The sequence below is a fragment of the Rhodococcus sp. WAY2 genome (assembly GCF_009859915.1).
In the GTDB taxonomy this organism is placed as follows: Bacteria; Actinomycetota; Actinomycetes; order Mycobacteriales; family Mycobacteriaceae; genus Rhodococcus_F; species Rhodococcus_F oxybenzonivorans.
In genome coordinates this window covers 370081-393316 of record NZ_CP046572.1, presented here as the reverse complement: position 1 = coordinate 393316, position 23236 = coordinate 370081, and the positions used below count along the sequence as shown (strand labels likewise).

23 protein-coding genes are annotated in these 23236 nt (G+C 65.9%); 8 read left to right on the top strand and 15 right to left on the bottom strand.

The window, feature by feature from the left end; all coding sequences use genetic code 11:
- Positions 1 to 13: 13 nt before the first annotated feature.
- From GFS60_RS01840 to GFS60_RS01795, 10 genes are all read right to left on the bottom strand, one after another.
- Entirely contained in the window at positions 14 to 1225 is a 1212-nt protein-coding gene (locus GFS60_RS01840; protein ID WP_159918747.1) for an MCE family protein, read from the bottom strand.
- Positions 1225 to 2361 (bottom strand): MCE family protein, encoded by a 1137-nt coding sequence (locus GFS60_RS01835; RefSeq protein ID WP_159918746.1) that lies wholly within the window; start codon positions 2359 to 2361, stop codon positions 1225 to 1227. The genes GFS60_RS01840 and GFS60_RS01835 overlap by 1 nt, the downstream gene beginning before the upstream one ends.
- Positions 2358 to 3554 (bottom strand): MCE family protein, encoded by a 1197-nt coding sequence (locus tag GFS60_RS01830; protein ID WP_159918745.1) that lies wholly within the window; start codon positions 3552 to 3554, stop codon positions 2358 to 2360. The genes GFS60_RS01835 and GFS60_RS01830 overlap by 4 nt, the downstream gene beginning before the upstream one ends.
- Positions 3551 to 4573 (bottom strand): MCE family protein, encoded by a 1023-nt coding sequence (locus tag GFS60_RS01825; RefSeq protein ID WP_268962532.1) that lies wholly within the window; start codon positions 4571 to 4573, stop codon positions 3551 to 3553. Before GFS60_RS01825 ends, GFS60_RS01830 begins: the two co-directional genes overlap by 4 nt.
- Positions 4570 to 5583, bottom strand: coding sequence for an MCE family protein (locus tag GFS60_RS01820; RefSeq protein ID WP_159918743.1), 1014 nt, complete (start codon positions 5581 to 5583; stop codon positions 4570 to 4572). The genes GFS60_RS01825 and GFS60_RS01820 overlap by 4 nt, the downstream gene beginning before the upstream one ends.
- Positions 5580 to 6764, bottom strand: a complete 1185-nt coding sequence (locus GFS60_RS01815) for an MCE family protein (protein WP_159918742.1) — start codon at positions 6762 to 6764, stop codon at positions 5580 to 5582. The genes GFS60_RS01820 and GFS60_RS01815 overlap by 4 nt, the downstream gene beginning before the upstream one ends.
- Positions 6761 to 7624 carry an MlaE family ABC transporter permease gene (locus tag GFS60_RS01810; RefSeq protein WP_159918741.1) on the bottom strand — a complete coding sequence of 288 codons (864 nt, stop codon included), beginning with the start codon at positions 7622 to 7624 and terminating at the stop codon, positions 6761 to 6763. Before GFS60_RS01810 ends, GFS60_RS01815 begins: the two co-directional genes overlap by 4 nt.
- Positions 7625 to 8392, bottom strand: coding sequence for an MlaE family ABC transporter permease (locus GFS60_RS01805; RefSeq protein WP_159918740.1), 768 nt, complete (start codon positions 8390 to 8392; stop codon positions 7625 to 7627). It lies immediately after the preceding gene.
- Positions 8393 to 8479: 87 nt separating this feature from the next.
- The gene (locus tag GFS60_RS01800; RefSeq protein ID WP_159918739.1) at positions 8480 to 9619 is read right to left on the bottom strand and encodes a serine hydrolase domain-containing protein; all 1140 of its coding nucleotides are present in this window, start codon (positions 9617 to 9619) and stop codon (positions 8480 to 8482) included.
- Entirely contained in the window at positions 9616 to 10212 is a 597-nt protein-coding gene (locus GFS60_RS01795; RefSeq protein WP_159918738.1) for a QsdR family transcriptional regulator, read from the bottom strand. The genes GFS60_RS01800 and GFS60_RS01795 overlap by 4 nt, the downstream gene beginning before the upstream one ends.
- A 104-nt stretch (positions 10213 to 10316) precedes the next feature.
- On the opposite strand from GFS60_RS01795, the gene GFS60_RS01790 reads away from it, so the two are divergent.
- Complete coding sequence (locus GFS60_RS01790; protein ID WP_159918737.1) at positions 10317 to 10775, top strand: acyl-CoA thioesterase; 459 nt, start codon at positions 10317 to 10319, stop codon at positions 10773 to 10775.
- A 68-nt stretch (positions 10776 to 10843) separates the two neighbouring features.
- Here the strand turns inward: GFS60_RS01790 and GFS60_RS01785 are convergent, their stop codons facing one another.
- The 3 genes from GFS60_RS01785 to GFS60_RS01775 form a co-directional block, all read right to left on the bottom strand.
- Positions 10844 to 11953 (bottom strand): alcohol dehydrogenase catalytic domain-containing protein, encoded by a 1110-nt coding sequence (locus tag GFS60_RS01785; protein ID WP_159918736.1) that lies wholly within the window; start codon positions 11951 to 11953, stop codon positions 10844 to 10846.
- Between the two features lie 34 nt (positions 11954 to 11987).
- Positions 11988 to 12863: an SDR family NAD(P)-dependent oxidoreductase gene (locus tag GFS60_RS01780; protein ID WP_159918735.1), complete on the bottom strand. Its 876-nt coding sequence runs from the start codon at positions 12861 to 12863 to the stop codon at positions 11988 to 11990.
- 144 nt (positions 12864 to 13007) lie between these two features.
- Positions 13008 to 14024, bottom strand: a complete 1017-nt coding sequence (locus GFS60_RS01775) for an AraC family transcriptional regulator (protein ID WP_159918734.1) — start codon at positions 14022 to 14024, stop codon at positions 13008 to 13010.
- Between the two features lie 70 nt (positions 14025 to 14094).
- Between GFS60_RS01775 and GFS60_RS01770 the strand changes: the two genes are divergently transcribed.
- Positions 14095 to 15639, top strand: coding sequence for a flavin-containing monooxygenase (locus GFS60_RS01770; protein WP_159918733.1), 1545 nt, complete (start codon positions 14095 to 14097; stop codon positions 15637 to 15639).
- Between the two features lie 86 nt (positions 15640 to 15725).
- Complete coding sequence (locus GFS60_RS01765; RefSeq protein ID WP_159918732.1) at positions 15726 to 17339, top strand: AMP-binding protein; 1614 nt, start codon at positions 15726 to 15728, stop codon at positions 17337 to 17339.
- A gap of 76 nt (positions 17340 to 17415) precedes the next feature.
- Here GFS60_RS01765 and GFS60_RS01760 read toward each other — a convergent pair whose 3' ends face one another.
- Together GFS60_RS01760 and GFS60_RS01755 are read right to left on the bottom strand one after the other, a co-directional pair.
- Complete coding sequence (locus GFS60_RS01760; RefSeq protein WP_159918731.1) at positions 17416 to 18090, bottom strand: YoaK family protein; 675 nt, start codon at positions 18088 to 18090, stop codon at positions 17416 to 17418.
- 36 nt (positions 18091 to 18126) lie between these two features.
- Complete coding sequence (locus GFS60_RS01755) at positions 18127 to 19683, bottom strand: TM0106 family RecB-like putative nuclease (RefSeq protein ID WP_159918730.1); 1557 nt, start codon at positions 19681 to 19683, stop codon at positions 18127 to 18129.
- Between the two features lie 162 nt (positions 19684 to 19845).
- On the opposite strand from GFS60_RS01755, the gene GFS60_RS01750 reads away from it, so the two are divergent.
- The 5 genes from GFS60_RS01750 to GFS60_RS01730 are packed head-to-tail and all read left to right on the top strand — an operon-like array spanning position 19846 to position 23222.
- Positions 19846 to 20499 carry a DUF6474 family protein gene (locus GFS60_RS01750; RefSeq protein WP_159918729.1) on the top strand — a complete coding sequence of 218 codons (654 nt, stop codon included), beginning with the start codon at positions 19846 to 19848 and terminating at the stop codon, positions 20497 to 20499.
- A gap of 19 nt (positions 20500 to 20518) precedes the next feature.
- On the top strand, positions 20519 to 21037 hold the full coding sequence (locus tag GFS60_RS01745; RefSeq protein ID WP_159918728.1) for a hypothetical protein: 519 nt from the start codon (positions 20519 to 20521) through the stop codon (positions 21035 to 21037).
- A gap of 45 nt (positions 21038 to 21082) precedes the next feature.
- Entirely contained in the window at positions 21083 to 21748 is a 666-nt protein-coding gene (locus tag GFS60_RS01740) for a YcnI family copper-binding membrane protein (RefSeq protein WP_159918727.1), read from the top strand.
- Entirely contained in the window at positions 21745 to 22278 is a 534-nt protein-coding gene (locus GFS60_RS01735; RefSeq protein ID WP_159918726.1) for a copper resistance CopC family protein, read from the top strand. Before GFS60_RS01740 ends, GFS60_RS01735 begins: the two co-directional genes overlap by 4 nt.
- Before the next feature lie 5 nt (positions 22279 to 22283).
- Positions 22284 to 23222 carry a CopD family protein gene (locus GFS60_RS01730; RefSeq protein ID WP_159918725.1) on the top strand — a complete coding sequence of 313 codons (939 nt, stop codon included), beginning with the start codon at positions 22284 to 22286 and terminating at the stop codon, positions 23220 to 23222.
- Positions 23223 to 23236: the final 14 nt, after the last annotated feature.

Below are 23236 nucleotides of genomic sequence, written 5' to 3'. Positions count from 1 at the left end.
ACGGTGTGCCATCTCAGTTTTCTCCCGTCTCGAGGGGGGTGTTCTCGCCGAGGGGGGCGTAGCCGCCGGCGTCTCTGCATTGCTCGACGGTGGGTGCGCGTCTACCCGGGGCCTCTACGCAGGGCAGGTTGCGGGCACCGCGGACCACAGAAGGATCGTTCTGCGGGACCGCACAGTATGCGAGTGTCTGCAGCGGGATCGGTTCGGAATCGGCTGGTGAGCGCCGTTCGCCGGGTGGGAGGAAGCCCGTGGTGCACGGCGGCGGCGCGTTGACACCCAAATTGAAATCGAGGTTGGCCATTCCCGGTTCGGATCCGGCCACCACGCTTTGAATCGCCGCGGCGATCGCGGGATAGATGACGAGGACCTGTTCGACGCTCATGTTGTAGATCCGCAGGACGTCGGCAACGGAATTGAGGTTGCCGAGTGCGCGGGGAAGCGTCGACCCGATGTCCGCGAACAGGGCGGCACCTTCCTCCCCTGCGGGACCACCGTGGTCGATCAAGCTCCGCACAGATCCGTCCTTCTCGGCGACCGATCGAGTGATGGAGCTCAGATAACCCGACCACGCGTGAATGGAATCCGCTGTCGCGGTCTGGGTGGCGAGCAGCGGACCCGCCCCGTCGATCAGTGACCGCGTCGGGCCGAGGTTGCGTACCCCGTCGTCGAGGAAGGCGTTGGTGCCGTCGAGTATCCGCTGGAGATCGGTGCCGGAGTTGCGGAACGCGGCACCGCTCTCGTCGATCAGCGTGCGCAGATCCTCGCGCGGCACATCGGTGAGGGCGACGTCGAGTGTGTCGATCAACTCTGATGTGGGGGTCGGCAATCGACCGCCGATGATCGTATCTCCGTCCTCGAGGTAGGGGCCGGAATCGTTTTGCGGCAGCAGTTCTATGTACTGCTCGCCGATGGCCGACCGGCTGTGCACCTCGGCGACGATGTCCGTCTCGGGGATGTCGACGGCGCCGTCGAGGAACATGGTGGCGACGACCGAGTCGCCGTCGACGCGCAGGTTGTCGACGACACCGACGTGTATGCCGCGATAGGTGACATTCGATTTCGCGTAAAGCCCTCCACCGGAGGGCAATACGAGTTCGACGGTGTGGCGACCGACTCCGAGCATCGTCGGCACCTGTAGGTACTTCATTGCGATCCATGCGAGAGCAAGGACGGTGATCACCGCAAAGGCAATCAGCTGGCACCTGACGAGTCGCGATAACAGCATCAGTTGCCCCCTTGGTCGGCCGGACGGGTGTTTCCCAGGTCGAGCGGCGTGATCAGTGGGTTGCCGTCGATCGGCGGGAGGGGCGGAAGCTGGCCGATGATGCCGCCGAGCGAGGCGAGCTGTCCGGCTGCCGGTGTCCCGGTCAGCCATCCTCGGTCGAGCCGAGCAGTGGTCAGATCCAGATTCAGGAACAGATTCGCGAAATCGCCCTGCACCGCGTTGCGGTAGGTGTTCATCGGGAACGGCAGGGTCGCGAGCAGAGACAGTGAGGAGGTCAACGCGGGGCCGGAGTCGGCCAGCCCGCGCAGTGCGGGTTCCAGTGCGCGCAGGTCGGCGTCGAGGTCTTGTCGGCTCGTGGTGACGAGTTCGTCGGCGGACCGGGAGAACCGGCCGATGGCGTCGACCGCACCGAGGAGGTTCTCGCGTTGGTCGTTCAGGGTCACCAATGCTGGATCCAGCGTCTGGAGGGCGTGATCGAGTGTGTCGCGGTCGTTCGCGACGATGGCCGAGAAGCGGTCGAGTCCGTCGAGGGCGGCCACGATCTCGTCGCGCTGTCGGTTGAGTCGGTCGGTGACCTCCCGCAGATTGGCGAGCAGGCTCCGTACCGTGTCCTCACGACCGGACAGGGCCTGACCGACTTCGCGATTGATCTCGGCGAGTTTGCCGACACCGCCACCGGTCAGGAGGTACGACACCGTCGACAGTGTCTGCTCGGTGGTCGGATACGCGTCGGCGCGGTCGAGTGGGATCCGGTCACCGTCGTTGAGCAGTGGTGTCGCTGAGGCCGAGTCGGGTGTGAGAAGTTCGACGTGTGCCGAGCCGAGCAGACTTGTCGCCCCGATCTTGGCTGTGGTGCCGTCCGGCAATTCGACATCGGGCCCGAGTGAGACCGTGACGAGGGCGTGGTCGTCCTCGACTTCGATCGAGCGGACCGTCCCGACCGTCACATCACTGACGCGAACCCGCGCGTTTTCGGTGAGGGTGGAGACGTCGGGCATTTCGAGGGCGAGCGACCAGGAACCATCGCCGGTGCCGACGGATCCGGGTAGGGGCAATTGATTGATGCCCGTCCACCCGCACCCCGTGAGGATCGATGCGGCGCCGAGGACACTTACCAGGCGTGCACATGCGTTCATCGTGCGCCTCCCGGCAGCGGGAGTGGGGGCAGCATGAGTCCGGGCAGACCGGGTTCGCTGTAGTCGATCTGGTCGGGCAGCGCGCCGACGGAGTTCCCGACGACCGCGCCGATCGGGGCATAGTTGAACGCGATCGTCTTCAGCAGCGGTCCGAGGTACTGGATGCAGAGGTTCGTTGCTTCCTCGGCGCCCTGTTCACCGGCGGCGGCGATGGCCGAGCAGATGAACTGGGTCGGGTTGGCGAAGTTCGTCAGCGCGGGCGCCCCGGTCAGCGAGTTCTGTGCGGGCTGGTAGATGTTCTCGAGGTTCGCTAGCACCGTCGGGGACACGTGGAGAATCTGTTCGAGGTCGCGGCGGCGGTCGGTGAGGACCTGCGTGGCGGCGCCGAGTTTGTCGACCGCGTGGCTCACCCCTGCTCTGTTCTCGCCCAGGAAAGTCTGTACGTCGGTGACCGCGGCGTCGAGATCGGCGAGTGCGTCACCGAGCGGTGTCTCGCTCGTCGCGACCAGCTCCGAGACGGACGCAAGATGGTTCTCGAACGCCACGATCTGGGCATGGCTTTGCGAAAGCGCGTCGACCAGTACCGATAGGTTGCGTACGGCAGCAAAGACATCGGTCCGCCCGTCGGAGAGCGTGGTGGTCGCCTGAGCCAGGTTCGCCAGAGTGTCGTTGAACGTGGCACCGTTTCCGCGCAGATTGCCCGCTGCGTCGGAGACGAATTCCCCGAGGGTTCCGGGCTCGCCGGGTTGCGGACCCAATGTCGTGCTCAGCCGGGTCAGCTGCTCTTTGATCTTGTCCCATTCGACAGGCACGGCTGTCCGTTCCTCGGGGATCGTTCCTCCGTCGGGTAGCTCGGGCCCCTCGACGTAGGCCGGGGTCAGCTGCACGAATCGGGCGGTGACGAGTGTCGGCGACACGACGACGGCGTGCGCGTCGGCGGGCAGTTTCCAGCGTCGATCGACGGTGAGGTGTACGGCGACGCGGGTCCCCTCAGGTTCGATGCGATCCACCGTGCCGACCGTCACGCCGAGGATCCGCACGTCGTCGCCCGGGTACAGGCCGACGGCCGCGGGAAAATGCGCCACGATCGCCCGGTCGGTGAGTCGCGGAACGATCACGTAGCTCAGGACTGCGAGCGCTACGAGGACGCCCGAAATAGCGATGGCCACCAATGTCTTTCGACGAAATCTCATCGCGGAACCTCCGATCGAAGCGCTCGGCCGTCACCGAGCGCCGCGTCGATGAACGGCTGAATGAACTGGCCGGGAATCAAGTTGCCGACGTAGGCGTCGAAGAACGGTCCGCTGCCGACGGCTTCGCCGAGCGTCCCGACGTACTTGACGAGGCCGGGCAGCGCCGCGTCGATCGACGTCTTGTTCCGTTCGAGCAGTTCGAGCGCACTGTTCAGCCGCGCCAGCGTCGGGGCAAGCTGGTCACGGTTGTCGGCGACGAGCCCGCTCACCTGATGCGAGACCGCCGACAAGGAGTGTGACAGCTTCCCGATCGCGAATCGCCGCGCATCGAGTTCGGTTAGGACACGGTTGCCGTCGACGACCAGGGTGTTGATCTGCCGGCTGCGTTCGGCCAGCACACCGGTGACCTTCGAACCGTCGGCGAACAACTGCCCGAGGACCTCGTCGCGGGATCCGAGGCTGTCCGACAGTCGCGCGACCCCCTCGAGTGCGTCCTTCAGCTCCGGCGAGGTCTTCTCGAGCACCCCCGACGAGGTGCGGAGCGCGTCCGAGAGTTGCCCGGTGTCGATGCCCGCGACGTTGTCGGTGAGCCGGCCGAGTTCGGTGGGCAGGTCGTACGGCGACCGGGTACGTTCGAGCGGAATGACGGTGTCGTAGTCGAATCGGTGGTCGTCGGCGCTGGGAATCAGAACGGCAGCCTTACGCCCGAGTACGGTCCGTGTCTTGGTCTGCGCACTCGGGGTGGCACCGAGTGGGAGATCGCCCTCGACGCTCATCGTCACTTCGACGTCGGTGCCGCGCAGCACGATGTCGCGCACCGACCCCACGTTCACACCCGCGAATTCGACGCGGTCCCCCGCTTTCAGGCCGCCGGCGTCGGCAAAGATCGCTCGAATCTCCCGGTCGGAGTTCAGCATTGGTAACCGGTCGTAATTCGAGACAGTGGCGACGACCATCAGTATCAGGATTGCGCCGACAACGCCTGTGCGGGCCGTGTTTCGGTTCTCATAGCGTCTCATTGCGGTGTCACACACCTGCCGTGTTTCTGTTGCACGAGTTTCGTGACGATCGGTGCACCACCGGGGCCGTCGACCTTCACCGTGACCGCGCAGAGGTAAAAGTTGAAGAAGCTGCCGTACGCGCCCAGTCGGGTCAGTCGCTGATATGCCTCGGGCAGCGCGCTCAGCACGGCCTCGACTTGGGCGCTGCCGTCGTCGAGGAGCGTGGCCGCGCGGTTCGTCTGTGCGATGTCTGCGGCAATGGCCGGCCGATCGGCGACGAGAAGGTCCGTCAGCGTCGCCGACGCGGAATCGACGTGCACGAGGGCGTCCGCGATCGGCGTGTTCCGCTCGGCCACTGCCGCGACCAGCTGCTGCAGGTGGTCGATCACCCGCGTGAAAGCGTCACTGTCGTCGCCGATTGTGCCCAGCACCGTACCCAGGTTGGTGATGACGGACCCGATGAGCGCGTCGCGGTCGGCGAGTGTGCTGGTGAGGACGGCGATCTCGTGCAGGATTGAGGTGATCGTTCCGCCCTGCCCTTGCAGGACACGGATCAATTCACCGGTCAAGCGATCGATCTGATCGGGTTCGAGGGACCGCGTCAGCGGGGCCAGCCCTCCGAGAAGCGAATCGATATCGAGGGCCGCCTCGGTCTGTGTGAGGGGAAAGGTGCCGCCCACGGGCATCACCTCGTCGAGGCGGTCGCCGTTGGCCAGCTCGAGGTAGCGATCCCCGAGCAAATTCGCGTAGCGCACCTGTAGCCGTGCGTCACTGGTGACGGCAACACCGCGGGCGACGTCGAACTCGACAGCCACGTTCCTGCCGTGCAATTCGACCGCGTGCACCCGGCCGACGTCGACACCGGCGAGACGCACGAAATCACCCTCGGCGAGGCCGGACACCTCGGCGAACTCGGCGTGGTACTCGGTTCTGTGGTCGAGGCGGATCTGGCCCAGTACCAATACCAAAAGCGCGAGCACCATCAGCATCACGAGCGCGAAACTGCCGAATTTCAGAGCGTTCCTCATCGCACTCCCCCGGGGACGCCGTAGAGCATGAAGTCCAGGACATTGAGGCCGGCCGGCCGGCCGTTGGGTAGGTAGGGATTGACGCCTGTGTCGGTTGCGAGGTACTTCGCCGGTCCGTCGGTGATATCCAGGTCGGGCAGTGCACCGCACCGCGGACCGCCGCTCGCGGCGACTTTCGGCAGATCCTGCGGGTAGCGGTACGGCATCTCGCCTGGCAGCAGGGTGGCACTGATGCTGACCCCCGGCACGGCGCCGCCGACCACGGATTCGATGTCCGCGCGCGCCTGGTCGAGGCCCTGAAAGAAGCACGGCAGTCCGGTTGAGTATTCGTCGAGCAGTTCGACGGTCGGACGAACCGACCGCAACAGCGTTTCGGTGGCCTCTCTGTTCGCGTCGAGCGTGTCGCCGCCGGTTCGTCCGAATCCGATGGCCGCCAGAAGAAACCGATCCAGCCCGGCGGCATTCTGGATGACCGTGGATCCGGTCGTCGTCAACGACCGCAGCGTTTCGACGATCCCCGGTGCTGCGTCGGCATAGAGGTTCGTCACCTCTGCTGTGGCATCCAGGTCGGCCTGCAGTGCGTCCAGACTCGGCCGCAATTCGGTGAGGAAGGTGTTGGCCTGGTCGATCGTGTGACCGACCTGCTTGCCGCGGCCGCGCAGCGCATCGGAGATCGCGGTCAGGGTGGCGTTCAGGTTTTCCGGTGCGACTGCGTGCAGGACGGTGGTCAGGCGCTCGAACAGCGTGTTGACTTCTGTGGTGACTCCTCGGTTGTCGATGGTGTCGCCGTTCGCAAGCGGCTGCGAGGCAGGGTCTTTCGGTAGCGTGAGCGAGACGAACTTCGCGCCGAACACGGTGGTGCTGGCGATCGTCGCGCCGATGTTCGCCGGAATCGACCGTGCTCGCTCCGGTGAGAGGTCGAGCTCGATCGACGCGAATCCCGATTCTTCCCGGACCGTCCCCACCCGGCCCACCTGCACATCGAGCAGCTTCACCCGGGCGCCTGGTTCGAGGTTGAGCCCCGACCGCGGCGCCAGCAAAATCACCTGCACACTGTCGACGAATTCACCCCGGAACTGCGCGGCGACGAGTGCGGCGACCAGTCCGAGACAACTGACGAAGGCGATTCCTGCCGTGGTGACATGAGGGACCCGCGGCCCTCTGCGCGATCGCCCGATCATCCGGCGAAGTTGAAGCTGTCGGACGTGCCGTACACGGCGAGGGACACAGCCAGTGTCACGAACACCACCGCCGCGAGCGATGCACGGACCGCCCGGCCGACCGCCTCACCCACTCCCGCCGGACCGCCGGCGGCGGTGTACCCGAAGTAGGTGTGAATAAGCATCACCACCAGTCCCATCAGGATGACCTGCAGGAACGACCACAGCAGGTCGGTGGGGACCAGGAAGGTGGAGAAATAGTGGTCGTAGACACCGCCCGACTGCCCGTACACGACGACAGTCGCCGTCCGGCTCGCCAAAAACGAGGCGATGACCGCAACTGCGTACACGGGGACGATCGCGATCATGCCGGCGATGATCCGTGAGGACGCCAGGTAGGGGATCGATCGCACACCCATCACCTCGAGCGCGTCGACCTCGTCCGAAATGCGCATTGCACCGATTTGGGCTGTCGCTCCGGCGCCGATCGTGGCGGCGAGGCCAACGCCCGCGATCACCGGAGCGGCGATCCGGACGTTGACGTATGCGGCCAGGAACCCGGTCAGCGCTTCCACCCCGATGTCACCGAGTGTCGTATAGCCTTGCAGCGCTACGACAGCCCCTGCCGACATAGTCAAGAATCCGACGATGGCGACAGTGCCGCCGATCACGGCCAGGGCGCCGGAACCGAGTGCGACCTCGGCGAGCAGCCGCAGCGTTTCCCGGCGGTGACGGGCGAGCGCGATGGGGATTTCGATGATCGCTGTCCGGTAGAAGATCGCTTGCCTGCCGATCTCGTCGACGGCACGCTTGGTGGACTGTGCACGAAGAACTGCGATCCGTGCCGGTCGCGAGGTGAAGCGGGGTAACGCCTGTGCCATTCAGCTACCTGCTGTCATCTTGATACCGATCGCCGTCAGGGCGATATTGACGAAGAACAACGCCATGAAGGCGTAGACGACCGTCTCGTTCACTGCTTGGCCGACCCCCTTGGGTCCGCCCTTCACGGTCAGACCGCGATAGCACGCGACGAGCCCGGCGATGAGGCCGAACGCCCCTGCCTTTATCTCGGAGATCACCAGCTCCGGCACCCCGGTCAGCAGCGGGATCCCGTCGACGAACGCACCGGGAGTGACGTTCTGGAAGTACACCGAGAAGAAGAATCCTCCCGCAATTCCGATCGCACACACCAGGGCATTGAGCAGCACAGCGACCACTGTCGAGGCCAGCACTCGCGGCGCCACCAACCGCACGATGGGGTCGATGCCGAGGACCTCGAGGGCGTCGATCTCCTCACGGATGGTCCGCGATCCGAGATCGGCGCAGATCGCGGTCGCACCTGCGCCGGCAACGACGAGAACCGTCACGACCGGGCCGACTTGGGTCACCGCGCCGAGTGTGGCCCCGGCGCCCGCGACATCGGATGCACCGAATTCCGCGGCGAGGATGTTGAACGTGAAGCTGATCAGCGCCGTGAATGGCAGTGCGACAAGCAATGTCGGCACCAGCGACACCCGCACGATGAACCAGCACTGGTCGAGAAACTCCCGGTGCTGAAACGGCCACGTTGCGATGCCACGGAACGTATCGATCGACAGATGGAAGAACACGCCCAGAGAACGCACGGGTTCTCGCACTGTGGCTCGCAAAGTGTTCCTCCAACTGTCGAATCGATCATGGGTGCCGTGCTGCGGGCACGGCCCTGCAGCAGCTGGTGGATCCGCTGAGGACGACGATCAGGCGTCGACCGTCCGATAGACCGTGCGCAGGTACGCTTCGCTGCGCGGTGAACCGATGAGACCGGGCCCCATCTTGTTCATCGCGTAGGTGACGGTCATCCGGCGGTCGAGGTCCATGACGACCATTGATCCACCCCAGCCGCCCCAGAAGCAGATTTGCTCGTCCGGGATGTACGGGACGGTGACCGTGTGGGGCAGGCCGTAACCGATGCCGAAGCGCAACGGAGATCCGAGAACGACGTCGACGCCGTTGGACTGCTCTTCGAAGATCAGATCGATCGTATCCGGCGTCAACAACGTGACGCCGTCGACTGTCCCCCCGCGGGAAATGGCGGACATGATCCGGGCGAGCGAGCGGGCGTTGCCGTGGCCGTTGTAGGCCCCGAGATCGGCACGCCGCCACGCCGCGGTGTTCGCGGCGGCCGCATCCAGCGGAGGGGTGCCGAGGGACTTGCGCGTCAGGTTGTCCTCAGGCAATACGGTGAGGTCGACGGGAAGTGGCGGCGGCGGAACGACATCGGCGATCCGCGGCCAATCCGATTCGCGGGCACCGATCTGGAAATCGGCTCCCAGCGGTGCGGCGATCTCATCGGCAACGAACTGGGCGAGGGACTTCCCGGAGACCCGGCGGACCACCTCGCCGAGCAACTGGCCGTAGTTCTGTGCGTGGTATCCGGATGCGGTGCCCGGCTCCCACCAGGGAGCCTGGGCAGCCAGATGCGAACTCGCCAGCTCCCAGTCATAGAGGTCGTCGAGGCCGAACGGCGGCTCCCAGCCGGCTACACCGGAGGTGTGTGAAAGCAGATGGCGGAGCTCGATCCGGTCTTTCCCGTTGGCGGCGAACTCGGGCCAGTACTGCGCGACCGGTGCGCGGACATCGAGCAGGCCCCGGTCGACCAGCATCAGCACCGCCAGACTCGTGACCGACTTCGTCGACGACCACACGTTCGTGATGGTGTCCGCGTTCCACGGCCGGGTTCGTCCGCTGTCGCAGAACCCGCCCCAAAGGTCGACCGCAATCTCGCCGTCGACGTCGACCACTATCGACGCGCCCAGCTCCTCTTCCGAGGAGATGTTCTTCTCGAATTCGGCTCGTAGGTCGCGGAATTCGGGGTTACAGTGCCCGGAGACGGTCATGACGGGAGTCCTTTCGGTACGTAGGTGGCATCGCCGAGCAGCGCTGCGACCGCTATGGCGGCCTTCGCGGCGTCGGGGCTTTCCCCGGTGATGATGTCGGCGTAGACGAATGCTTCGGAGATGCGTGCGATGAGGTATGCGAGGTCGTGCGCAGACATCGGATGGACGAGGTTCCCGCGGTCCATCTCCTGTTGCACCAAACGTTCTGTGGCGGCGACAATTTCCTGTTGGACCGGGCTTGCTTTCGTCGTGAGCAGGCGCAGTGCGTGTTCGGGTTCGCGGCGGAGGAAGGCCCGGAAGTAGGGCGCGTCGATGAGCGCCTGGTCGAACATGGCCGCCGCGTCGGCGATCCGGGCGGCACCGCTGCGGGTGGTCGCCGCCATCGCGGCGCGGTAGGTCGGTTCGGCGAGTGACCACAGCACCGTTGCGAGCAGCTGGTCGCGATTGCCGACCCAACGGAACAGCGTTGACGGGTTGACCCCGAGTTCAGCCGCAAGTTTCTGCATGTCCAGCCGGTCGCCCGCGAGGAATTTGCGGCGCGCGGCGTCGACGGCCTGTTCGTATCCGGCGCTGCTGTGACGGGGAACACTCATGCCTGCAATATAATCATGAATCGTGCAATGAATCAAGCATTCATTGCATCTATCTAAGAAATCTGTCCTCGGGTCCTCTCCGCGGTGCCGTTATCGTGGTGCCGATGACACACGACACCGCCCTGCCACTTCCCACCACCGCCGACTTTCCTGTCCTGTGGCCGGTTCCGACCCGGTGGGAGGACAACGACCACTACGGCCACGTCAACAACGTGACGTACTACTCGTACTTCGATACCGCGGTCAACGGGTGGTTGATGGCGACGACGGGCCTCGACATCCGGACGCTGCCGGCGATCGGCGTCGTCGCGGAGACACGCTGCACCTACGTCCGCGAGCTCACGTTCCCCGACCTGCTACAGGTGGGCGTGAAGATCGAGAAGCTCGGCAATCGCAGCATCGTGTACTCGTTGGCCATCTTCCGGGTGTCGGGTGCGGAGTCGACCCTCGCGGCGGTGGGCCGGTTCGTCCACGTGTACGTAGACGCGCAGACCCGCACGCCCGTCACCATCCCACCCGAGATCCATGCTGCGGCAGCACAGTTGGTCATGACGCCCGCCTGACCTCACGCGCGGATCACCGGCCGGCGCACCTACGTCCACAGCGGTGGCGGTCGCGCTCGCGGGGGCCGTCAATCCCGATCGAAGATGACGATCTGTCGAACCGCTTCGCCGTCGGCCAAGCGATCCATGGCCGAATTGATGTCGGACAGTCGAATCCGCGATGTGATGAGCCGCTCGACGGGGAGCACGCCCTCGCGCCACATCTGCGCGTAGAGGGGGATATCACGCTCGGGCACAGCCGAACCGAGATAGCTTCCGGTGATCGTGCGCGCTCCGGAGACCAGATCCAACGGTGCGATGGCGGCGCGTGTCTCGGGTCCTGGCAGTCCGACCGTGACAGTGGTCCCGCCGGGTGCGGTGGCCGCCACCGCGGTTTCGAAGGCGCGGGCGTTGCCTGCCGCCTCGACCACGAGCGGGGCGGTGATATTGAATTCGGCCGCCTGTTGCGGTGAGTACGCGGTGGCCCCGGCCGCGCGCGCATGGTCGAGCTTGTCGGGTAGTGCATCGACACCGATCACCTCGCCGTTGCCCAGCGCGAGCGCAGTGAGCAGGGCGGCCATTCCCACCCCGCCCAAACCCACGATCATCACCGCGTCGCCCGGCCGCGGGCGGCCGGCGTTGATCACCGCGCCGCCGCCGGTCAGTACCGCGCAACCCAGTACCGCAGCAACGTCGGCCGGTACGTCGTCGTCGAGAGGAACGACCGAGCGTCGGTCGACCACCGCGTGCGTCGCGAATCCGGATACCCCGAGGTGATGATTGACGACCGTCCCGCCGCGACGCAGCCGTGTCCCGCCGCCGAGCAGGGCGGCTTCGTTGTTCGCTGCACTGCCCGCGGAACAGGGCAGGCGCCCATTGGTGTCGCACGAAGTACAGGATCCGCATCGCGGGAGAAAGGTCATGACCACCCGCTGTCCGATCGCGACGTCGTCGACGGCCGGGCCGAGGCGCTGTATGCGTCCGGCGGCTTCGTGTCCGAGCAGCAGAGGCACGGGCCGGCGGCGGTTGCCGCCGACGACAGACAGGTCAGAATGGCAGATGCCGGCTGCTTCGATACGAACGAGGACTTCGCCCGGCCCGGGCGGGTCGAGGTCGAGCTCCTCGATGACAAGCGGTCGAGACTCTGCGTACGGTCGAGGCAAGCCGCTGTGCTCGAGTACCGCGCCCTTGATCTTCATGCCGATGTTCCGTCCGGACGGTGCGCGCGCTGCATCAGATGCTGTCCAGCGCAGGGGTTCCGGTCGGCGGCTGCACGCGGCGTCGGGGGCGCAGCCGCTGTAGCACCGCCAGGTACGAGCTGGGAAACAACCGGACTACGAGATCGGCCGTGACCGCGGAGGGTGCGATCAGTACACGGGGTTTACGACGGGTGATGCCGTCGAGGATCTGCTCGGCAGCCTTGTCGGCCGGGTACGTGAGAAGTTTGGCGAAGTTCGTCTTGGCCGCTCGTGCCTGTCCTTCGGTGGCCGATCCGGCGACACGGGCGGTTTCGGCGATTCTGGTGCGGATACCACCGGGGTGGACGGTGGTGACGCCGGCCCCCTCTTCGGCAAGTTCGTGGCGGAGCGCTTCGCTGAACCCGCGGAGAGCGAACTTGCTGGCGGCGTAGGCGCTTTGACCGGCTGGTGCGATGAGCCCGAACAGGCTCGAGACGTTGACGATGTGGCTGCCCGGCGAGGCGAGCAGGGTCGGGAGCAGCAGCCGGGTCAAGGTGACCGGGGCGCGGAAGTTGATGTCTTGGACCCACTGGAACTCCTCGGCCGTGAGGTCCTGGAACTCACCTCCGAGGCCCACACCGGCGTTGTTGATCAACAGGCTGATCCGGCGATGTCGGGTCAGGATCGCCGCGGTCGCCGCCGCAATAGCATCGAGGTCGGCGAGATCGACGACGTGCGTGTCGACCTCGCGGTCCGGGTGAGCCTTCCGTATGACCTGGGCGACGACAGCAAGTCGGTCGGCGTCCCGGTCGAGCAGAATCAGATTGCTGCCGCGTTCGGCCAGCCCGTATGCCATCTGTTCACCCATGCCACTCGCGGCTCCGGTGAGCAGTGCGGTGGCCCCCGTGAACTTGTAAGGGGGAAGTGACATCGGTTCTCCTTCGACGGTGCTGATGGTGCGCTGGCCTCCCAGTGTGTTGCCGAGCACCCATCCGTACTTGATCGAAGACGACAACTATTTAGCCCGGCGCGACAGTGTCACAACCCGAAAGCACGGCACGCCAGAACACCGCGTTCAGCGTGTCAGGGCGCCGCGGCGGACCTCGCGCGGTGTGGCGTTCCACCAGCGCCGGCAGCAACGGGTCAGCGTCGATTGCTCGGTCAATCCGACCAGGGCGGCGATCTGGCTCATCGGCATGTCCGTGGTGGTGAGGTAGCGCCGTGTCTGCTTGCGGCGGACCTCGTCGAGAATGGCGGCAAACGACGTTCCCTCTGCGGCGAGGCGGCGTTGCAACGTGCGGGGATGCATGGCGAGAAGCCTCGCGACGACACCGATCTCCGGAGGTGTGGTGCCCAGCGATTGCAGTACCGCCGCCTGCACTTGCGTCGCGGTGCCGGGCGCGGGGTGCGAAGGAGCCTGCCTGGCAAGGAAGGTCAACGCCAGCCGCATCAAAGCCTCGTCCGCCCCGAGGAGCGGATGGGTCGTGATGCTGCGCGGCACCCGCAACAGCGCGGCCGGACGCGCGATACGCACGGGTGCGCCGAAAAACTTCTCGTAGCGGTCGATCGGGGCGGCAGGGCGATACGGCAGATCCACCGAGCGAAGGCCGTACCTCCCACCCATCAGAGACTCGATGGTCCGGTGGACGAATCCGAGCCCGAGGTCGACGCCTTGAACCGAGACAGGCAATCCGTCCGGCGAGACCTCGTAACGCAACGCGAGGACCCCGCGCGCCCCGTTCGGGTCGGCCTCCATCGCGATGCTCATCCCCCGGGCATGCAAGAACAGGTACCGGGACGTGCATTCGATGGCATCGGCGACGGTCGGCGCATTGCGGATCGCCAAAGCCAGCGGACCCAGCATTCCCAGGTCCTGGCGGGCGGCTACCCGCAAACCCAGATCCGGGCAGTCGAGTACGCGGGCAGCGGATTCGAGGATCCGGACGACCGCAAGATCGGCGACAAGCATGTCGTCGCTGTCGAGGGCGACCGGTGGCAATCCCGCCAGCCGGGCAAGCTCGTCCGCATCACCGCCAAGTTCGGCCACCGTGGCGCGGAACCCCCGTAGCGCCGCGGAGCGGATCGTCGACATGTCGCCCAGTATCAAATTTCTGTCGTCTCAAATCAAGATTGCGGGAGCGGCGCTGCGAATACTGGGAGCCATGACAGACGCCCCTCGCCCCACCCCTTCCGACCATGTCGATGTGGTGATCGTCGGTGCCGGCTTGTCCGGTGTCGGTGCCGCGTACCGGTTGCAGACCGAGTGCCCGACCAAGTCCTATGCCGTTCTCGAGGCCCGCACCGCCATGGGTGGCACGTGGGATTTGTTCCGCTATCCCGGTATTCGCTCGGATTCGGACATGTTCACCCTCGGTTATCCGTTTCGGCCGTGGCGCGACGCCAAGTCGATCGCCGATGGATCGTCGATCCTGCGCTACATCCGGGACACCGCCACCGAGTTCGGTATCGACCGCCACATCCGCTACAGCACCAAGGTCGTGGTCGCGGACTACTCCACGGACACCGCCTTGTGGACGTTGACCGTCGAGAAGCGTGCCCACGACGGGGCCACCACGCGCACCACACTGACCTGCAACTTCCTGTACTCCTGTGCCGGCTACTACGACTACGAGAATGGCCATGCTCCGTGGTTTCCGGGCAGTGACAGCTTCACCGGCACCGTGGTCCACCCCCAATTCTGGCCGAAGGATCTCAACTACACCGGCAAGAAGGTGGTCGTGATCGGCAGCGGGGCGACCGCCGTGACCCTGGTGCCGTCCATGGCCACCGATGCCGCCCATGTGACGATGCTGCAACGCTCACCGACGTGGATCAGCGCGGTTCCCAGTCGCGACAAGACCGCCGACCGGTTGCGAGCCGTCCTGCCCGCCGCCACGGCTCATCGCCTCATCCGCAGCAAGAACATCCTCCTGGGCACAGCGTTCTACCAATTCTGCCGTCGCCGCCCGAAAGCAGCACGCGCACTGCTCACCAAGACGAGCACCCGTATCCTCGGCGACCCGCAGCTCGTCGCGGAACACTTCACTCCCAGTTACAACCCGTGGGATCAGCGGCTGTGCGCTGTCCCCAGTGCCGATCTGTTCAAGGCGATCACTTCGGGTGCCGCCGAGGTCGTCACCGATCGCATCGATACCTTCGTCCCCGAAGGCATTCGGCTCCGCTCCGGCAGGGTCCTCGACGCCGATATCGTGATCACCGCAACCGGACTGCGGCTCAAGGCCTTCGGAGGGGTGAAGCTGCACATCGACGGCCGGCCTGTCGACCTTCCATCCCAATTCGTCTGGCAGGGTGCCATGATCACCGCTGTGCCGAACTTCGCCCTGTGCATCGGCTACACCAACGCCTCCTGGACGCTGCGCGGAGACCTCACCTCCCGATTGGTTTGCAAGATCCTCAACCACATGGACCGGCACCAGCTCGCCGCCGTGGCCCCCAAGGCGGATCCCGGCCTGCGCGAACGTCCCCTGCTCGAGCTGGCCGCCGGCTACGTACAGCGCTCCATCGGCGACTTCCCCCGGCAAGGTGACCGCAGGCCATGGAAGGTCCGGCAGAACTACCTCCTGGACTGGCTGACCACGATGCGTACCGACCTCACCGCGACACTCGAGACGACGCCCCGCACCGCAACCCGTCAGACGCACACTCAAACCGACCTCGTCAGCGCCCGTAGTCGACACAGTCACTGACCCATCCCGCCGACAGCACACACTGTCCCTCGTGCGACCGGCCACCAGCAGAAGTCGGTCACGCGCAACCCCGAAGGAGTTATTCCGTGAGTTTCGCAAGTCCCTTTCCCGACGTCGAGATTCCTGATCTGAGCGTCTACGACCTCCTGTTCGGCTCGATCTCCGATGAGGACCTCGATCGCGTCGCACTTGTCGATCCGACATCGGGAACCGAGACGAATTACCGGCAGCTGATCGGCCAGATCGATGCCGCAGCCGGGTCACTCGCCGCCCGCGGCGTCGGCGTCGGCGACGTCGTCGGCGTCCTGCTGCCGAACATTCCTGCGTTCGCCACCGTTTTCCACGGCATCCTGCGTGCCGGCGGAACCGCGACGACCATCAACGCACTGTTCACCGCACCAGAGATCGCCAAGCAGCTCACCGATTCCAAGGCGAAGATGTTGGTGACGATCTCAGCGATGCTCGAGCAGGCCCACACCGCGGCGAAGCAGGTCGGCATCACCGACGACAAGCTGATCGTTCTGGACTGGACGGGAGAAGCCGACACCGGCCACCCCAACGCCATCGACCTCCTCCGGCCACAGCTTCCCGCTCCGCAGGTCACGTTCGATCCGGCCACCCATATCGCCGCCCTGCCGTACAGCTCCGGCACCACAGGCAATCCGAAAGGCGTTGCCCTGAGCCATCGAAACCTGGTTGCCAACCTCGCCCAGATTCGGCCTCTGCAAGGCCAGCACCCCGACGACGTCGTGATCGCAGTGCTGCCGTTCTTCCATATCTACGGGATGACAGTGCTGCTGAACGGCGCACTGTACAACCGCACACGCTTGGTAATCATGCCCAGGTTCGACCTCGTCGAGTTCCTGGAGAACATCCAGAATCACAAGGTCACCGGCGCCTACATCGCGCCGCCGGTCGCGGTCGCGCTGGCCAAGGACCCCATCGTCGACAACTACGACCTCTCCTCGTTGAGGACTATCGTGTCAGGCGCGGCACCGCTCGACGACACATTGGGTACCGCAGTCGCCGAGCGACTCGACGTACAGATGCTGCAGGGCTACGGGATGAGTGAACTCTCCCCGGTCAGTCATATGATGCCGACCGACGCGTCCGCTTTCGGACAGGACCAGCCCCCGCTGGCCTCGTCGGGGTGGCCGGTTCCCAACACCGAAAACAAGATCGTCGACCCCACCACCTGTGCTGAGATCACGATCCCGGAGGAAGGACTCTCGGAGCCCGGCGAGCTGTGGGTCAAGGGTCCGAATGTGATGCTCGGCTACCTCGGCAACGACCAGGCCACCACCGAGACCATCGATGTGGAGGGATACCTTCACACCGGCGACCTCGCACAGGTCGACGCTGCCGGATGCGTCTATATCGTCGATCGACTCAAGGAGCTCATCAAGTACAAGGGCTATCAGGTACCGCCCGCCGAACTCGAGGCACTGCTGCTCAGCCATCCCCGAATCGCCGATACCGCAGTCGTCGGCGTGATCGAAGAGGACACCGGGGAGGAAATCCCCAAGGCGTTCATCGTCACCCGGCCCGGCACCGAACTCACCGCCGGCGAGGTGATCGACTTCGTCGCCGCACAGGTGGCACCCCACAAGAAAGTGCGGGCCGTCGAATTCATCGATCGGATTCCGAAGTCCGCTGCGGGCAAGATACTTCGTAAAGACCTGCGATCACTCGCACACTGATCCGGTACGGCGGGTATACAGGACACGTTCCTCGAGCAGTGTCAGGAGCGACTGCGGCACTCTGCGCGTCACTCGCTCACAGTCGGCGGCGTCGCCGGTCGTCGATGTAGAACAGCACGAGTGCTCCGCACAGGAGGGCAGCGGGGATCCAGGCGGCGGCTCCGCCGAAGTAGCGGGTGGCGAACGCCCCGAGGACGGCTCCACCGGCGAAGCTGCCGACGATGGCGGCGTACACCCGCGTGTGCTGGCGCGATTCGGGGACCTTCTCGATGTATCCGGCGTACGCCGACTCGGTGAAGCGCATGAGGTTGCCCGTGGTGGCGACAGCGATGTACGACAGCGAGCCGATGGTGCGGAACAGACCGAACTGCATGGCCGCCACGAAAGAGATGGGTACGGTCACCGCCGCGTTGGGGACATTCGCGGGAACGAAGGCGACCGCGACGAGAACAACGATCTGCGCGACCATGGCGATCCGGATGGGATGATCGAAGACGCTGTGGGCTAGTTCGCCTTTGAGCAGGTGTGCGAATGCGACACCCACGATGAACGCGAGGATCGGCCACAGGTGTGCCCGTGCGGCGTGGAAGTGCCGCTCCGACAGGTCGATGGCCATGAGGATGACGTTGCCGGTCTGGGCGTTCGCGAAAACTCCGCCGCGGCTGATGTAGGTGTAGGCGTCGAGGAAGCCGCCGGCGGCGGTGAGCAACAGAGCGAACCGCAGCGTCGTAGATGTCTTCGGCACTTCCACCTGACCACCCCTACCCAGTCGGACTCGTCTTGCAGCCTAGAGGTCCGACGCGAGCGGGATCTCCTTCTCGGCCCGATCCGACATCCACTCCCGCAGCACTTTCGTGGCGATCACATCGTCTTCGTTGTATTGCAGGAGTCGCTCGCGCTGGGTGAGGTCGGGTTCACCGTCGTAGCCGACGGCTTCGCGGTACCAACTCATCGACGCCTCACCGCCGGCGTCGGCGTCACGCCACCTGAAACCTGCGACGGGAGCGATCTTCTTCAGTCCTTTGCCGCCCGGGCAGATGAATTGATCGCTGACCGCTTGATAGATGTCGACCCATTGCGGGCTGTCGATGAACTCGCGGATCTCGGCCTCGGTGGGGATTCCCGGGACTCCGGCGAATCGGCGGGCCGAATCGAGCAACCACTTGTCCTCGGCCGCACGTGAATAGCAGTAGGCGGCGAACGTCTTGCCGCTCAGGGCTGCGGCCTCCCGTTCGGCCATCAGCCACGTCCAGAACTCGGCGAACGACCGCGCCTCGTCCTGTGTCGGTACGGGGTCCCAGCTGACGAACGGTCGATATACCGACACCCCGTCCATATTGAGCAGCGTTCCCCACAGGTAGGCACCGTGTTCCTGGTAGCTCTCCATGTCGACGTCGATCTCGATGTCGGCGCGGGTCACCCGGATCTGCGGAAAGCGCCGAACCAGTGGCGCACCCGCCAGCCAGGCTTTTGCCGTCACCACAGCGTCCTCGAATGCACCGTGCGGCCAGTCCTCGAGAGGTTCGCGGTCCCAGGCGGCAAGGTCGTCGATGGTGTGACAACCGGCCTCGCGCAGCATGTCGGCCCGCGACCCGGTGGCCACCAGGCTCACGTCGTGCGTCAGCGTCAACTGTTCTTCGCAACCGGGCCACCAGGGGCACGATCGGCATTCGCCGATCCGGGACGGCACCGTCGCCGATTCCCCCCGCGCCACGGACAATCGGTCGGCGAAACGCTCGTCGTAGTCGGCGAGGATGGTGCTGAGATCGTGCACGAAGATCACGTCGGAGCCGTATCCGATCGCCCCGGCCAGGAGGGCCGGACTGGCCAAACCGTGCCGCTCGAGCATCCGGTACACCTGTGCCACACGCATCTGGTCGCGGACCTGGCTGCGGGGCTTCCTGCTCGGATCCTCGCGTGGCTCCCACTCGAACATGCCGGACGTCGTCGCGCCCCGACCGGGATCGGTGACCTTGTGGTTGACGACGATCACGGGGATGTACCCGCCGCGGTCCGTGTCCCGGATGAGAATCTCGCAACGGGCTTTGCGGCCGGTGTCCCGTTCGAGCGGCAGCACGGCGCCCCAGATCCGGTCCGCGCCTGCCCTGCACGCGGCCACCGTGTCTTCGGCACGAGTGCGCATGCTGTGTTCGGCGTCGATCACTACCCACCGCTCGGGATCGTGCTCGACGAGAAGCCGACGAATGTCTTCGCGACGGGCGGCAGCCGCATCCTGTCGCTGTCGGACACCGATGTCCTCCGGCGCAGCGGCCAGGGCGGCGGGGAAGGCGGCGTCGAGATGCACACGGTGACGGCACCGCGTCAGTGCGCTGGCATCGATCACCGGCCCGGGCACCTGTCCGGGAGAGGCGCCGGGTTCTGTTTGCTGACCGATATGGGAACACACGATGACGAAGATTATGTGCTCCCCTAGGCTGATCCCGAAGCACCGGATGCAGTTGGTAGCGTGGGCTGCGCTGAAACACCAGGAAAAGGGGTCTTTTCGATGGGGTTGTTGAAGAAACGTAAGTCCCGAGCCACCCGTAAGGCAGAAGCGAAGGCACTCAAGCACAAGGCGGGAGTGGAAGCGAAGCTGAAGGCACGCAACGAACGCAGGCGGGACAAGGCCGCGTTCAAGTCCGCGCGCAAGCTCGAAGCTGCCGAACTGAAATCACAGAAGAAAATCGAGAAGGCTCAAATCGCTACCCTCAAAGCTCAGGAGAAGGCGGCCGCCCAGAAGGGCTTCACCGTGGCCTCCGTTCGCAAGTATCTCGGTGTCGCGCGGCTCCTCACGCCCGTGCTGCTTCCCATCGTCTACCGCGCCGCAACCGTCGTGCGCGGCCAGATCGACGCCAGGCGCGCCGATCGGATGGGCGTCGGCATCGACCAGCTCGCCAACTTCACAGGTCACGGCGCCAAGCTCAGCGCCCGCATCGCCGGTGCCGAAAGCTCCACCACCGAGATTCTCGGTCAGAAGCCTGACGACGCCGAGACGCAGAAGTTCGCCGGCGCAATCCGCGAGCGCCTCGGTGATCTGAATACCGCCGTCCGCGCGGCAGAGCAGATGCCCCAGGCTCGCCGGAAGGCCGCTCACCAGGCCATCTCGTCCGAACTCGACGGTGTCGAAGCGGATCTCCTCGCCCGCCTCGGCGTGCGCTGACCGACTTCGACGCACTTTCATGTCCCCCGCCCGCTCCGACGCGACCGCCACCCTCAGAGGCGCGGCCGTCGGTGCGCTTTCGGCCGGTCTCGCGGTCGCGGCGCACGGCGCGGGTGGGGGCGGATTTCCCGCATCGGCAGCACTGACGTTGCTGCTCCTCGCCTGTAGCGGCGTGGGCGCGATCACCGCGAACCTGCCGCCGCGTTTCCACAGCAACTCGGCCCTTCTCGGCGCGCTCGGTTTCGGACAGGTCGCCGGCCACCTCACACTCGCAGCCACAGCACACCTGCACGCAGTTCTCCCCGCTGCACCGATGCTGCTGGCGCACGCAGCCGCCACCGTCGTCTGCGCGTTGCTCATTGCCAGCGCCGAACGGCTCTACCGTTCGCTGGTCCACGTATGGCGGGTGGTGTTACGCGGGGAGCCTCGACCCGTCGCGGTCGCCGTTGCCCTCCCTCACCCCGTCCCCCGCAGAAATCCCGTCGACGCACTGCTCCGAGCGAGCATCTCCCGTCGCGGTCCCCCTGTTCTGGTCTGAACCTTCATCTCACTTCGCCTTCAGACCAGTAAGGACCTTCTTTCGATGAACTCCCTAGTTTCGCGTGCCCTTTTCACCGCCGGCGCCGCCGGTGGTGCCATGTTGCTCACGGCCGGTGTTGCCGTCGCACACGTGACGGTCGCGGCTCCGGGCGCCGAACAGGGCGGCTACTCCGTCCTGACGTTCCGGGTGCCCACCGAATCCGAAACGGCTTCCACCACCGCGCTCACCGTGACACTTCCGGGCCTCAAATCCGCTCGCACCGAACCGCTGCCGGGCTGGACGGCCGTCGTCGCCAAGGACCCGGGGTCCAAGCTCGCGACCTCGGTGACGTGGACGGCCGATCCCGGTGTCGGAGTGGCGCCCGGCCAGTTCCAGCAATTCGTGCTGTCGGCCGGACCTCTGCCCGAACAGGACGAGGTGTCGTTCCCGGCAGCACAGACCTACAGCGACGGCAACGTCGTCAACTGGGATCAGCCCGCCGGCCCGGACGGTGCCGAACCGGACAAGCCGGCACCCACACTCACCCTCGCGGCCTCCAGCGGGGAAGACGGCAGCCACGACGCCGTGTCCTCGTCGGCCGATGACCACGAGGTGGCGGCCGCGGGAACCGACGACACCGCCCGTTGGTTGGGTGGCGTCGGACTCGTCCTTGGCGCGCTGGGTGCGGCCCTCGGTCTCGGCGCACTGGTTCGAAGTCGTCGCTCATGACGGCGCGCGCAACGCTCACCTCGGTGAAGGTGATCGCCGTCGGACTGCTGGCGATGCTGGCGAGCATGCTCGGTGTCGGCTCCGCCGCGGCCCACTCGGTGGTGCTCAGTTCCAACCCGGAGAACGGTGCACAGATCGCGGCAGCGCCCGAACGGGTGAGTGTCACGTTCAACGAGGCGCTGCAGGAGTCGTTCGCTTCGCTCACCGTGGTGGGCCCGGACGGCAACCTGTGGACCAAAGGCGACCCCTCGGTCGAAGGGGCCACCGTGAGCGCGGAGCTCGGTGAACTTGGCCAGGCCGGTGACTACACCATCGCCTTCCGCATCACCTCCGCCGACGGACATCCGGTGAGCGGAACCCGAACGTTCACGCTCACCCAGGCGGGGTCGGGCACACCGGGCGCCGCCGCCGACAGCTCAGGTGATTCGGGCTCCGGAGGCATCCCGTTGTGGCCGTTCGTCGGTGCGGGTGTGCTCGTGTTCGGTGCCGGGCTGTGGTTCGCGCTCCGCACACCGCGCGAGCGGAACTGAGAACGGTGGTCACGGCGCGACAGTGGTGGCTGCTGTTCGCCGTGCCCACCTCGCTCGTGGGTGTTGCCGGTGGGTGGGCGCTGGCTCGACCGGAAGACCCCAGCCCGTCGAGCGCTGTGCGGGCTCTGTGCCTGATCCTCGGGTCGGTGGTCCTGGGACTGGCCGCACTCGGGTGGTGGGACCGGACGGACAGCCGACCCCTCGTGCAGGACCCCAACCTCTGGCGACTGCTGACGGCCGTGGCCGGATCGTGGATGGCCGCCGAGGCGGTCGTGTTCGCCATGACGGCGGCGGAAGCCGACGCCCTCCCGCTGTCCGGATTGACGGTCGGCCGGTTCGGTTCCTACGTCACCGACATCAGTGCCGGACGTATCGACCTCGCCGTCTTCGCGTGCACGGCCGCAGTCACCGCATGGTCGCTGTTCGCGTTCCGGCATCCCGGGGCTCGTCTTCCCGTTGCGGTCGCTGTCGTGACGGCCTTCGCCATCGTCGCGCGCCCGGTCACCGGGCACATGTCGCAGCAGGTCCTCGGTTCGGTGCTCGACGCCGTTCACGCCCTGGCAGCCGCCACCTGGTTCGGTCTGCTGGCCGCCTTGGCGATGACGATGCGCTCACGGGGGGACTGGTCGAGGTGGCTGCCCCGGTACTCGGACGTCGCGGTGTGGTGCGTGTGTCTGCTCACCCTGACCGGTGTCGTGGACGCTGCTGTCCGACTGGGCGGGGTGTCGGCCCTGACCGACACCGGCTACGGCCGCATCGTGGTCGCTAAGGCCGTGGTGCTCGCGGCACTGCTCGCACTGGGGTGGTGGTGGCGCCGAACCTGGGTCGGCCGAGCCTCCGCGCACCGGATGAGCGCAGACGACTCCTTGCGGCGCGCCGCAGTCGAGGTGGTTGCGATGGCGGTGGCCTTCGGTCTCGCCGCCGCCCTCGCCACCACTGCCTGACCCCCCTGTGAGTA